Source organism: Spirosoma harenae (assembly GCF_054776975.1).
Map to the genome: position 1 here is coordinate 75,350 of NZ_BAAHBD010000014.1, position 13,560 is coordinate 88,909.

The following is a 13,560-nucleotide window of genomic DNA, read 5'->3' on the forward strand; positions in this document are numbered from 1 at the left end:
TTTCCAGGCGCACCGCTACTGCTTATTCCGGCCATAATTTCTGGCTTATTTAGTTTTTATCACATCTAATGCTACAGAGTACCATGTCTGATATAGTCGAGCTGCTGGTGAAAACGTTTGGCAAAAGCTGTGTACTAACTCATGAGGAAGCCAGCACGCGCGTGGCAAGCCATTGGAAGCCATCCGGGAATCTGAATTGTCTGGCGCTGCTTTTGCCAAAAACAACCCAGGATGTATCAAAAATGCTTCAAATCTGCCATGACTTCCATCAGCCTGTCGTGCCGCATGGCGGATTGACAAATGTTGTTGGCGGCACAGATACTCAGCCCAATGAAATTGCGCTAAGCCTGGAACGAATGAATCAGATTGAACAAATCGACGTCATCAACAAGTCGGTAATCGTACAGGCAGGGGTGGTATTGCAGCAACTGCGGGAAGCTGTAGCCGTACAGGGTCAGCTATTTCCGCTTGATTTGGGTGCTAAAGGTAGCTGTATGATTGGTGGTAACATTGCATCCAACGCCGGTGGGCTACAGGCGTTGCGGTATGGCGTTATGCGAAATCTGATACTGGGTTTAGAGGTCGTTTTAGCCGATGGCACGATTGTTTCGTCGATGAACAGGATGATGAAGAATAATGCAGGCTATGACATCAAACAACTGTTTATCGGATCAGAAGGCACACTTGGCATTATCACAAGAGCCGTTTTGAAACTGGAAGACCTGCCCAAAACCCGAAACACAGCTTTTATAGCCGTAGAGAGTTTTGAGAAAGCCAATCAAGTGTTACTCGCGGCCAAAGCCACGTTAAAAAGTGACCTTACCAGCTTTGAACTGTTGTGGCAGGATTACTACCAACTAATGACGTCGAAGCCTTCAACGTTTTCTCCGCCTTTAGCCCAAACATATCCTTTTTATATTCTGCTCGAATCACTCGGACAGGAGGCCGAAAAAGACAAATTACAGGTTGAAGCGTTTTTAGAACATTGCCTGACGACCGAGTTAATTGCGGATGCTGCGATTGTCCAGTCGCAAAAAGAGCTGGACTGGTTCTGGGGTATTCGCGAAAATGTAGAGTTTATCTTTTCGGTCCATCGGCCAGTCTTTCTATTTGACATTAGTCTGGCTATTGCCGATATGGACGATTATATCAACACAATCCGATCGGCACTACGCAGCAGTTGGCCAGATGTGTATCTGTATATATTCGGCCATATGGGCGATGGGAACTTGCACCTATTTATTAGTTGTGGCGACGATGATCAGAAAACAAAACACACAATTGAAGACATTATTTATCAACCTCTCCAGCCAATCGGAGGCTCCATCACCGGCGAACATGGAATTGGTTTAGAGAAAAAGCCGTGGCTTCACGTAAGCCGTACTCCTGAAGAAATAGCGCTCATGAGTACGATTAAAAAAGCTTTAGACCCACGGGGCATTCTCAATCCAGGGAAATTATTACCTAAATAGAATACGCTGACTTCCTGCTTCCTAACCAATTATTAGCTTCAGTTATGAGAAAACGGACCGGTGGAAGAAACTGAAAAATTGAAAAACTTTTCTTTTGTAAGTTTGGTTGATATATCAACAATAAATACCTTTGTCGCATGGTAGTCAATAAAGAAGAGGAATTACGGAGCAAAATTTCGGAGCGGATGGGTCGCCTGTCCATTTTCACGATCAATCACGTAGGCCATCTGATGGGCAAACGGGCAAATCGTGAGCTGCTGCGTTCGGGCTTTAGCCTACAACTTGAGCAATTGCCGATTTTATTCGCAACCTACTTTTCGGGCGACGAGCTGCCTTCCCAACAGGAAATAGCTAATTTACTGCACAAGGATAAGTCTGGCATTCAGCGCTCAATACGCACGCTCGAACGGGATGGCTACTTGCGAATCGTTTCGGATGAGATCGACCGACGGAAGAACCTGATTCAGATGACGCCAGCAGGCAAAATGGTAGTTGAGAAAGTGATCGAAACGGCTGAAAGCATTGATAAGCAGGTGACAGATCAACTAAATGCAGATGAACTGGCTTCCTTTCTGACCACGCTCCGGAAGATTTCTTCTCTATTGGATAAGTAACATTTTTTTAACCATATAGTTGATATATCTACAGTAGACACATCAACTTTATTTCACTTATGAAACAAAAAATTGCACTGGGTTTATTGATCCTGCTAGCCCAGAGTAGCTGGGCCCAGTCTCCAGCTAGCTTTCGATTAAAGGATTGTATCGACTACGGACTGCAACATTTCGGCACCGTTCGCATTGCACAAAATCAGGTTGAAAATGCCAATCAGCAGGCACGTCAGGCGTTGGGCTTATATCTACCCCAGGTATCAGCAACGGGAACGCTGACCGATAATGTCAAACTGCAAAAAAGCGTTATTCCAGCTGGTGTGTTTGGCCCTGAACCACAAGTATTTATTATCGGGCAGAAGTACCAGACAAACGTAACGGCGCAAGCCAGTCAAACCATTTATGACCGATCGTTGCTGCTCGGAATCAAAGCGGCTAAGCCCAACCAGCAACTAGCCGAACTAAATACCCGCCAAACTCGCGAGGACATTATTTACAACATTGCCAGCAATTACTATCAGGTTTTTATCGCCCAGCAACAGATTTCACTGCTACGAGATAACTTACAGCGAACCCAGCAGGTACTCAACATACTGAAATTACAACGCGACAACGGTGTGATTCAACCAGTTGATTATACCCGTACAGAAGTGAGTTACAACAGCACGCAGTCGCAATTGACGTTGGCGGAGAATGATCTGAACCTGGCTATGAACCGCCTGAAATATCAAATGGGTTTATCGCAGGATGAAACGATTACGTTAACAGATTCGACCCTTCTGAAACAACTACCCACGGTGGAGCAAACACCTTTTGAGGCTACAAATCTAGTTTCGTTTCAGCAGGCAGCTACCAATCTGGATCTACAACGCCTTCAATTAGAACGAGTTAAAGCAGGTTATTTTCCAACCGTAGCGCTGACGGCCAATTATGGCACGGTTAATTTGGGGGCGCAAACTATTGATAAATTATTCACCAATTTCGTCGGATTTGGTAGTGTTGGGCTACGGTTCAGTATTCCAATTTTCGATGGATTTCAACGGGACGCTCAAATCAAACAGCAACGACTTACGGTGCTGAATCAGGAAGAACAGCAGAAACTGAATGTAGCTGCGTATCGACTTCAATTTAACAATGCACAATCGCAAATTCAGCGTGTACAAACCAACGTATTGAATGGCGATCGAAACGTTAAGCTGGCTCAGGAAGTTTATAACATCACTACACTGCAATACAAGCAAGGCGTTAAATCGCTCACCGATCTTGTCAATGCCGATACCCAATACCGGCAATCACAGTCTGACTACATCAATTCACTCATTAATCTGTACCAGGCCCGCCTTGATTTAGAGCAATCGAAGGGCACATTACTTACTTTCTATAATCAACTCTAATCGGGCCGCCGGAGCGGTCAGTAGACGGCAATACAACCAATGCATGAAAAAGACATCACTCATCATTATCGCGGCCTCAGTGGCTATCGTTGCTCTGATCGGGTTTCGACTGGCATCGAATAAAAAGAAAATCGATGCACAGAACAAACCCGTTGTCGCTACAAACGTAGCGATCCCAGTAACAGTCAATCGGGTTGAAGAAGCCACTGTCAGTCAGCAGCTTGTAAAAACGGGAAATTTAATTCCGTTCCGGGAAGCAAACATTACGGCAACCACCGCCGGCAAAGTCACACGCGTCAATTTTGATCTGGGTACGCCAGTCCGTCAAGGTCAAACCCTGGTCGAACTGGACAATCAATTAAAGGAACTGTCGCTACAGGCTACTAAACTTAACATCGAAAAACTGAAGAAAGACGTTACGCGCTACAACACGTTGCTGGCGGGAAACGCTACAACTGAAATTCAGGTAAATGAAACTAAATACAACTATGAAAACGCTGTTAATCAGGCCGAACAGATTCAGAAGCAAATTCAGGATGCCAATGTAAAAGCGCCAATCAACGGGCAGATTGTTCAGAAAGGAATTGAACCCGGCGTTTACATCACCGTAGGCAGTACGCTGGGCAAAGTGCTGGATATATCGCGATTGAAAGTAAACGTACTGGTCAATGAAAGTGATGTGTATCAGCTGCATAAAGGCCAATCCGTGAAAGTTTCAGCCGATGTATTTCCAGGCAAAGTTTTTACCGGCCAGATTTCTTACATCGCCCCACAAGGCACCGACGAGCATAATTATCCGGTTGAAATCACGATTGCCAATGGGAACGGCCTGAAAGCCGGAACGTTCGTCAACGTCGATTTTTCGCAGAAATCTAATCAGAAAGCACTACAGATTCCGCGTACAGCCTTGGTTGAAAGTATCAAAAATCCGTATGTATACATCGTCGAAAACAACGTAGTTCATCAGCGTAAAATCTCAGTAGGACGTGATTTCGGCGACTCCATTGAAGTACTAAGCGGCTTAGCTGCTGGGGACGTAATCGTCACGACTGGCCAGCTAAACCTGAGCGAAGGCAAGCCTGTGCAGATAACAAAATAATAAGATCATGTCAATAACCGAAATAGCCATAAAACGGCCGTTACTGGTAACGACCATATTTACTGTACTGATTTTGTTCGGGGTACTGAGTTACCAACAATTGTCGTACAACCTGCTGCCAAAATTTGAAGCGAACGTCATCAGCGTAGCCACTACGTATCGGGGTGCTTCCGCCGATGAAGTCGAAACGAACGTGACGAAACGCATTGAGGATGCGGTGTCGTCGCTGGAAGGATTGGATCGCATGACCGCTACCTCACAAGAAGGGGCTTCGATTGTCATTATCCAGTTGAAGAATGGCGTCGACGTAACCCAGGCACAACAGGATGCCCAACGTAAGATCGAACAGATCATCAACCTGTTGCCCGACGAAGTAGATCGGCCGATTCTGAATAAATTCTCGACGGATGAAATTCCTGTTTTGCGGATGGGTGTAACTGCCAACCTGTCGCCGACCAAATTGTACGACCTGATTGATAATGAATTAAAACCACAGCTATCGAACGTTGCCGGGGTTGGTCAGATCAATGTAATTGGTGGAACTGAGCGAGAAATTCAGGTCAATGTCAACGCCGAAAAATTGCGGGCCTATGGTGTTTCGATCGGTCAAGTGTCGCAGGCGATTAATGCCGCCAATACCAGTTACCCTGCGGGTCAACTCGAAACACGGGAACAGCAATATTCCATTCGGTTTGATGCGTCCGTCGAAACAGTGAATCGTCTTCGTACGCTGGTCATTGCTCGTCGGACCGATGGCAGTGAAATTCAACTGAATAACGTAGCCGAAGTAGTCGATGCTGTGGCTAAACCGACAGCAATCAACCACATCAACGGTATCCCTTCGATTGGTATTCAGGTACAGAAACAATCAGATGCCAATGCGGTATCAGTCAGCGAGTTAGTACGGGCACGAATTGCGGTTCTGGAAAAACAACACAGCGATGTAAAACTGAAATTTAACATTGCTTCCGACCAATCGACTTACACACTGGCTTCAGCCCATGCCGTAGTTGACGATCTATTCCTGGCCGTTTTGATCGTATCTGTAGTAATGTTGCTGTTCCTGCATAGTTTCCGGTCGTCGCTGTTTGTACTGGTCGCGTTGCCGTCGTCCATTATCCCAACGTTTGTGCTGATGTATCTGGCAGGTTTCTCGCTGAACCTGATGACCTTGATGGCGCTTTCGCTGGTCGTAGGTATTCTGGTCGATGACTCGATTGTGGTTCTGGAAAATATCAACCGTCACCTCGAAATGGGTAAAAACCGCGTCCAGGCCGCTCTGGAAGGACGGAACGAAATTGGCTTTACAGCACTGGCAATCACACTGGTTGACGTTGTGGTATTCGTACCGCTTGCCATGACAGGCGGCCTGATCGGGAATATTTTACGAGAGTTCTCACTGGTTGTCGTATTCTCAACGCTGATGAGCTTGATGGTGTCGTTCACACTGACTCCCCTGCTCGTATCGCGTTTCGGCAAACAGGAAGCCCTCAATCCGAACTCGTTATGGGGCAAATTAAATCTCGGTTTTGAGCGGCTATTGGATCGAATTACAGCGGCTTATGGACGTATTCTGGAGTCTGTTCTGGGCCATAAACGCTGGATTTTCATTGCTGTTTTAGTTCTGTTGATTGGCTCGATTGCGCTGGTACCTGCTGGTTTTATTGGTGCTGCCTTCATGCCCCAAAGCGATCAGGGCGAAATGAGCGTCCAGTTGGAACTAGCGCCGACAGCTTCCATTTACCAGTCGAACGCCGTATCGCAACGGGCCGAGCAATTGATTATGAAACACCCCGAAGTAACCAACGTTTTCACGAACGTGGGTTACACCAGCAGTGGTATCGCTACGTCTTCCAATAGCAATATTGTTGATCTGAACGTTAAGCTAACCGATAAAAAAGGCCGTACGGTTTCGACTGAAGATTTCGGGCAAATACTAAAACGGGAGGTCGGTCAGATTCCGGGTGTGAAAGTAACGGTAAGCCCTGTCGGTATTGTGGGTGCTTCGCAGGCGCCAATTCAGATTGCCGTAAAAGGAACCAGCCTGACGAGTATCCGGCAGGCTGCCGCGCAGGTGAAGGATGTGGTTACGTCGATTCCTGGTACCCAGGATGTGAAGTATTCCGTAAAAGATCCGAAACCGGAAGTAACGGTAAGCTTGGATCGGGAAAAAATGGCGCAACTGGGCATCAGTGCTTCCGATGTTGGTATTGCTTTACAGAACGCGTTCCGAGGTAATGATTTATCGAAGTTCAAACAGAACGGAAATGAATACGATATTCTGATTAGCCTTGACCGTTTCGACCGTACCAATCCTCAGGATGTCAACCGGTTGACGTTTGTCAACAATCAGGGCCGGACGTTTGAGTTATCGCAGTTCGCTCGGGTGCAGGAACAAACGGGTGAAAGCGTGTTGGAACGTATCGACCGATTATCGTCTATCACGATTAATTCACAGGTGATTGGCCGACCAGTTGGTACGGTTGGTGCTGATATTCAGGCTAAAATGGCGAATGTTAAACTTCCAGAAGGCGTTAGTATTCAGTACTTAGGTCAATTGCAACAGCAATCCGATGCATTTGGTAGTCTGGGCTTAGCGTTAGGCATTGCTATTCTGCTGGTGTACTTTATCATGGTCGCCCTCTACGAAAGCGTTGTGTATCCGTTCGTTGTCTTGTTCTCCATTCCGGTTGCGCTGATCGGTGCATTGTTGGCCTTGGCGCTGTCGATGCAGAGCCTGACGGTGTTCTCGATTGTCGGTATGATTATGTTGCTGGGACTTGTTGCCAAGAACGCGATTCTGATCGTTGACTTTGCGAATCAGCTAAAAGCAGAAGGTCATGATGTGGTTCATGCACTGATTGAAGCAGGTAAAGAACGTCTCCGTCCGATTCTGATGACCACATTGGCGATGGTGTTCGGTATGTTGCCAATTGCGTTAGCCAGCGGTGCCGGTGCTGAAACGAAAAACGGTATGGCTTGGGTAATCATCGGTGGATTAACGTCTTCCCTCCTACTAACCCTGCTGGTTGTCCCATCAGTCTACCTCGTCGTTGACCGAATTATCGCCCGATTTACGAAGAAAAAAGTAACGCCTAAGAAGCCGCAGGAACTGGAAGTAGCGAAAGCGATTAGTTAGAAAAGAGTGCTTTTGTCATTCTGACCGTAGGGAAGAATCTTACTGCATCCTTACTTAGAATTAGGGTACATTAAGTTTCTTCCCTACGGTCAGAATGACAAAATCGCTTTAGAGAGCCGCATAAAATTCCAGTCCTTTCTGTGTGAGTAGTCCACGAACAAAAAGGTGTTTGATAGCTTCATCAGCATCCTCAAAGGGCGTCTCGCGCTGACTTTGATCGACCCATAACCAGGCAATTACGGCTTCATTCAAATCAGCCCGGTAAACGGCTTGCTCTATCCCCTGCCGAAGATTTTTCACTAGAATACGATTAATATATTCCGCTTGAAAGCTTTGAAAAAAATGCCAGACAGTCGGGTAATGGCGTTCTATATCGCGGAGTAAGTTTGGATTTACTTCGCGTCGGTACAGGATTAGTCGGTCCCAAATCCGTAGGGCAATACTAATTGGATTGTCTACCTGGGTTTGAATGACAGTAGCTTGCTCCAGGCTTTCATTCAGTTGACTTTCCAGCATCAACCTGACCAGCTCTTCTTTACTCTCGAAATAGTGGTAGACGGTATTTTTAGAAATGCCTAACTCTCTGGCAATATCCTCCAACCTGACCGTTTTGACGCCATAATGATTAAAAAGGTGCCGGGCTTCAGCGAGAATCCGCTCTTTCATACTCAATCAAACCAGTCAATTTCACATATTGATGTATCAAAGTACAAAGTCATCCAAACCTATTCTTGTTTGATGGCTATTATCAACAGACACTAACGAATCATCCAAAATAAATAGGTGTATGGACGTTCTGGCAGCAGGCATTCGACAAATTGCACTGTCCAGGTTGATAGGCTGGATTATTGGCTGGAGTCTGATTGTACTTCCTTGTACGCTAATAGAAACCTTTGCTCAGGAGTCTAAAGTATATTCGTCTGACCTCCAGATCAGTATTTCGATTCTCTATTTTGATCAAAGCAGTCATCAACTTCGACCGGGTGTAAAAGCCAGTTTAGATTCGCTAGCCCAACTTTTGACGGCCCAACCTAAACTGATGGCAATGGTGACGGGCTATACAGACAATATTGGCAAACGTGAATTAAATATGACGCTTGCCGAACAACGGGCAAAAACAGTAGCGAATTATTTGAAACAACAAGGTGTATCAACTGACCAGATAAAGGCCAATTGGGTTGGCCCTGATCAAACTACTTCTGTAAATGCACGAACGATAAGCCGACGGGTTATAGTCCAACTGTTGCCTAAGTAAACTAGTCCTGCCAGCCTGTTGGTTTTATGGGAGTGCGGCTATCGCTCGGTGCGCAAACCGCTAAAGGAGGACGATAGCGAGCTGAGCTACTGGGTTCACCAATAGGATCGTGCCCATTCAACGCTTTAAACAGCCCCGGTGTAAATCCTACGGCATCATTGCGGGTTAGCCAATACCGTTGTGCTGAAACGGCCGAAGCAGTAAAATAGCCTACTACAAGTTCATTGGGCGTCGTACGATTTTTTACGTTCCCAACTGGAATCGAACCGGGCGCATCGGCAACTCCACCTGTGTTTTGCGTCTGATCACGTAGCTTTTTAAGGTAAGTATAGGCCGACTCAGAAAGCGAGGATTGTCGAATTTCGATTAGGCAATGCTGCTTCCAATACAACGGAACCTGTGCAACCAAACGTGCTTTTACAGTTCCACCATTGCTATAGACATCATCCAATACATTTAACTGAGAACTATGGATGATTTCCCAGCACGCTGTTCGGCAATTATAATCATAGTACGGATAGGTGAATTTCTCATTGACACAGTCCTCGATCAGATTCCCATTTGCATCTGTAATTTGATAGAGTCCGCCATGGCAACTGTGACACCATTCCTGTCTCTCCCAATCGATCCAATCCCAACGATAATAATTATGCTGATTGACAGGATCTTGCCAATCAATGAAAAAATCATGAGCAGCTACATAGCCCCCATCTAATTGCTGAGCTGGAGCTAAACTTTTCGAGTTGAATGTTGCGTAAACTCTAGCAATGGGTGGTACAGCCTGCATCACCTGCTGCGTCGATTCGTACGATCGCCCGTCCGATAAAACAAATCGAAGCTGGTAGCTATGCCCAATCTGACCAATAAATCCATCAGGTGCCTGATACCGCCCCGGATCGGTTTCCTGAAATCTAATCACCTCCATTGAATCGACTACGACATCAACGGCTGCCTTACTGAGTGGAATAGTACCATACCGCCCCGTCAATGGGTCGGCTTTCGACTGATTCAGACGAATAAGTTGTGGTTCAGCCAGATTAGTAATCACCCCATCAACAACGATTGTGTTAACCCTACTAAATACTAACGCACCGTCCGGATCGACACAGCCAGTAAGCAAATAGATAAGTAGCAGGAATTTTAGGGCTAAAACCGACCGCATAGATTCATTACTCCGCCAATGTATTTAGGAGAAAGGCAAAAAATGTTAGTAATTAATTGTACGCAGGTTAATCATACGCCAATATAAAGTTCAACCATGGTACTTGGCTCATTATTTTTATTTATTTTATCGAAATAGTTGTATTAAATCTTTTTATTTACCAATTTTGTTTCACTTGCTGCTCAGGTAGCATCCATCATTGCTTTTTTCAATTCAGGTTGTATTCAATAGGAAAGGCTGGCCGTCGTACGACCAGCCTTTTTTCGTGCAGTGGAAAACCCTACCTTTGCGGCTTCAATCGCCCGCGTCTGCAATGCCGCTGATTGCCTCTTCCAATTATGAGCCGCCCACCCGATTGTGGAACGGTCATTTGCAAACCATTATTCCCTCGCTATTTCGCAAGGTGTCGGTTTCCTACGTCCGCGAACGAATCGAAACCCCCGACGATGATTTTCTGGATTTGGATTGGGCGTTTTTTAATGATGAGCCAAGAACGATAAGTGATGAGTTGGCTAACGCGAATAATCACTCATCGTTAGTTATTCTCTCCCATGGTCTTGAGGGCAGTTCAACAAGTCCCTATCTGGCGGGAATGGTGCGTCATTTAACAAAAAACGGGTTTGATTGTCTGGCATGGCATTACCGTTCGTGCAGTGGAGAAATGAATCGACAAGAGCGATTTTACCACGTTGGCGAAACAACAGATCTACACTTCGTCCTAAATTATGCGCTCACGAAAGGCTATTCGACGGTTTATTTGATGGGCTTTAGCGCAGGGGGAAATGTAACGCTGAAATACCTGGGCGAACGCGGACAAGACATTAATCCGGCCGTTAAAAAGGGAGTTGTTTTCTCAGTCCCACTTGATCTAATGGGCTCAGCCCGACGGCTTGAGCAGTGGGATAGTCTGGTTTACAATTATCGATTCAGTCGGACGTTAAAACGAAAAGTGCTTCAAAAGGCAACCGTTATGCCTGGCGTTTTTCCGACTGAGGCCGTTATAAAAGCGCGTAATGTTCGCGAGTTCGACAATTCCTTTACAGCTCCAATGAATGGTTTTCGGGATGCGTTGGACTATTACACGCGTAGTAGTTCACTCCAGTTTATCCCAACTATTGCAATACCTACACTGATCATCAACGCTAAAAATGACCCGTTTCTATCGCCCGAATGTTTTCCGGAAGCGTTAGCGCGGGAACTACCCAACGTCTGGATGGAGTTTCCAGAGCAAGGCGGCCATTGCGGTTTCCCCGACAAAAACAGTACTCTTCAGGGTACGTATTGGTCGGAAAAACGGGCTGTAGAATTTTTGACAAACGAGTAACACAAAGGCAACATCGACAAACAGCGGTTTACCGCCCCTTTAAAAACTAGTAACCGGATTTTAGATAATGAACCGCAGGAAGATGCGGATGTTGAACCAATGTAAATTATGCTCACCAAACCACTGGAACAGACGTATTACATCATCGATTTCGATAGTACGTTTACCAAAGTCGAAGCCCTCGACGTGCTCGGCGAAATCTCACTCATCGGTCGGCCAGACCGCGACGATGTATTGAAGCAAATTCAAACCATCACCGACCGGGGAATGTCGGGCGAAATTTCGTTTACCGAATCACTCAATCTGCGGCTGGGCTTACTTAAAGCGCACCGCGATCAGTTGCCTGCCCTGATCGAGAATCTGATGGGTAAAATCTCCGATTCGTTTCAGCGCAACAAAGAGTTTCTGACCGAAAATGCGGAAAATATTTACGTCGTATCAAACGGATTCAAAGAGTTTATCGTACCGATTGTAACGTCTTTGGGCGTTCGCTCGACGAATGTCTTCGCCAATACATTTGTCTTCGACAGAGATGGTGCTATCATAGGTTTCGATGCCGAAAACCCACTCTCTGCTAATGGGGGTAAATCTCAGGTTATCAAAGAATTGAATCTGGATGGTGAAGTCTATGTAATTGGCGATGGGTATACTGACTATGAAATCCGTGCTTCGGGACTGGCCAATCGTTTTTATGCCTTTACTGAAAACGTCATGCGTCCTCGTGTCGTCGAAAAAGCGGACTATGTGGCTCCTTCGCTCGATGAATTTTTATATCATAATAATCTGAATCGCAGCCAGTCGTATCCTAAAAGCCGAATTAAGGTTCTTTTACTGGAAAATGTACACCCTGTTGCTGTACAGCTTTTTGAGCAGGAAGGATTTAACGTTGAAATCCGAAAAGGAGCGCTGGATGAAGATGAATTGATCGAGGCCATTCGCGACGTGTCGATTCTCGGCATTCGGTCGAAAACAAATGTAACTCCCCGCGTATTGGAACATGCCAATAAATTGATGACGATTGGCGCATTCTGTATTGGTACAAACCAGATCGATTTAGATGCCTGTACGCAAAAAGGGATTGCCGTTTTCAACGCACCATACAGCAACACCCGATCCGTTGTCGAGTTGGCGATTGGCGAAATCATCATGCTGATTCGGAGTGTTGTTCCGAAAAGTAACCTGATGCACCTGGGGGGCTGGGACAAATCGGCAAAAAACAGTTTTGAGGTTCGCGGGAAAAAGCTCGGCCTGGTTGGGTACGGCAACATTGGCACGCAATTGTCCGTAGTCGCTGAAGCCTTGGGCATGGAGGTTTATTTCTATGATGTCGTTGATAAACTGGCGCTTGGGAATGCCCGCAAATGTAAGTCACTGGATGAGCTGCTGGCCGTTGCCGACATTATCAGTTTACATACTGACGGACGCAAGGAAAACAAAAACCTGATCAGTTACCGTGAGTTTTCACTGATGAAAGCGGGGGTAATTTTCCTGAATCTCTCACGCGGTCACATTGTCGATATTCCAGCACTCGTTGATGCGCTGGAACGTGGAAAAGTGGCAGGGGCAGGTGTAGATGTATTCCCAGACGAGCCCAAAACGAATAATGAAGAATTCGTCAGCGCGTTACGCAAAATACCGAATGTGATTCTCACCCCTCATATTGGCGGTAGTACCGAAGAAGCGCAGGAAAATATTGGCAATTTTGTACCGGGCAAATTGCTCGAATACATTAACAACGGCAGTACGTATGGTAGCGTCAACTTCCCCGAACTTCAGCTTCCTTTGCTGAAAGGTGCTCATCGGCTGCTGCATATTCACGCCAATGTACCGGGCATTCTGGCCAAAATGAATACCATTTTCGCCAAATACCATATCAATATTCACGGTCAGTATCTGAAAACCAACGAGCAAATTGGGTACGTGATCACCGATGTTGGCAAAGAATATGCCGATGAAGTGGTTCAGGAACTGAAGGAAATTGACAATACCATTAAGTTTAGATTACTGTATTAACAGGAGCCGAGGAAAAAAGGAGGAGAAGGGAAAAGTTCGGTGATCAGCCCATTCCCTTCTTCCTTTGCCCATACCTTCTTTTTTACCTTTC

10 protein-coding genes are annotated in these 13,560 nt (G+C 46.0%); 8 read left to right on the forward strand and 2 right to left on the reverse strand.

The genetic code is table 11. The annotated features are described in order from the left end of the window. Positions 1–83: 83 nt before the first annotated feature. The 5 genes from ACYVE4_RS19950 to ACYVE4_RS19970 all read left to right on the forward strand — a co-directional run bounded on the left by ACYVE4_RS19950 (position 84) and on the right by ACYVE4_RS19970 (position 7,715). Positions 84–1,472 (forward strand): FAD-binding oxidoreductase, encoded by a 1,389-nt coding sequence (locus ACYVE4_RS19950; protein ID WP_461041979.1) that lies wholly within the window; start codon positions 84–86, stop codon positions 1,470–1,472. A 137-nt stretch (positions 1,473–1,609) separates the two neighbouring features. Beyond that, positions 1,610–2,086 carry a MarR family winged helix-turn-helix transcriptional regulator gene (locus tag ACYVE4_RS19955; RefSeq protein ID WP_461041980.1) on the forward strand — a complete coding sequence of 159 codons (477 nt, stop codon included), beginning with the start codon at positions 1,610–1,612 and terminating at the stop codon, positions 2,084–2,086. Between the two features lie 59 nt (positions 2,087–2,145). Beyond that, positions 2,146–3,477: a TolC family protein gene (locus ACYVE4_RS19960; protein WP_461041981.1), complete on the forward strand. Its 1,332-nt coding sequence runs from the start codon at positions 2,146–2,148 to the stop codon at positions 3,475–3,477. A gap of 43 nt (positions 3,478–3,520) precedes the next feature. Next, a complete protein-coding gene (locus tag ACYVE4_RS19965; protein ID WP_461041982.1) occupies positions 3,521–4,576 on the forward strand; it encodes an efflux RND transporter periplasmic adaptor subunit in 1,056 nt (351 codons plus the stop codon). A 7-nt stretch (positions 4,577–4,583) separates the two neighbouring features. Beyond that, positions 4,584–7,715 carry an efflux RND transporter permease subunit gene (locus ACYVE4_RS19970; RefSeq protein ID WP_461041983.1) on the forward strand — a complete coding sequence of 1,044 codons (3,132 nt, stop codon included), beginning with the start codon at positions 4,584–4,586 and terminating at the stop codon, positions 7,713–7,715. A 108-nt stretch (positions 7,716–7,823) separates the two neighbouring features. On the opposite strand, the gene ACYVE4_RS19975 is transcribed toward ACYVE4_RS19970, so the two are convergent. Beyond that, complete coding sequence (locus ACYVE4_RS19975; RefSeq protein ID WP_461041984.1) at positions 7,824–8,381, reverse strand: TetR/AcrR family transcriptional regulator; 558 nt, start codon at positions 8,379–8,381, stop codon at positions 7,824–7,826. 121 nt (positions 8,382–8,502) lie between these two features. On the opposite strand from ACYVE4_RS19975, the gene ACYVE4_RS19980 reads away from it, so the two are divergent. Beyond that, complete coding sequence (locus ACYVE4_RS19980) at positions 8,503–8,970, forward strand: OmpA family protein (RefSeq protein ID WP_461041985.1); 468 nt, start codon at positions 8,503–8,505, stop codon at positions 8,968–8,970. Between the two features lies 1 nt (position 8,971). Here the strand turns inward: ACYVE4_RS19980 and ACYVE4_RS19985 are convergent, their stop codons facing one another. Beyond that, on the reverse strand, positions 8,972–10,132 hold the full coding sequence (locus tag ACYVE4_RS19985; protein WP_461041986.1) for a DUF4249 domain-containing protein: 1,161 nt from the start codon (positions 10,130–10,132) through the stop codon (positions 8,972–8,974). Between the two features lie 313 nt (positions 10,133–10,445). Between ACYVE4_RS19985 and ACYVE4_RS19990 the strand changes: the two genes are divergently transcribed. Both ACYVE4_RS19990 and serA read left to right on the forward strand, forming a co-directional pair. Beyond that, positions 10,446–11,456 carry a YheT family hydrolase gene (locus ACYVE4_RS19990; protein WP_461042142.1) on the forward strand — a complete coding sequence of 337 codons (1,011 nt, stop codon included), beginning with the start codon at positions 10,446–10,448 and terminating at the stop codon, positions 11,454–11,456. Positions 11,457–11,564: 108 nt separating this feature from the next. Then, positions 11,565–13,469 carry a phosphoglycerate dehydrogenase gene (serA, locus tag ACYVE4_RS19995; RefSeq protein ID WP_461041987.1) on the forward strand — a complete coding sequence of 635 codons (1,905 nt, stop codon included), beginning with the start codon at positions 11,565–11,567 and terminating at the stop codon, positions 13,467–13,469. The last annotated feature ends 91 nt before the right edge of the window (positions 13,470–13,560 follow it).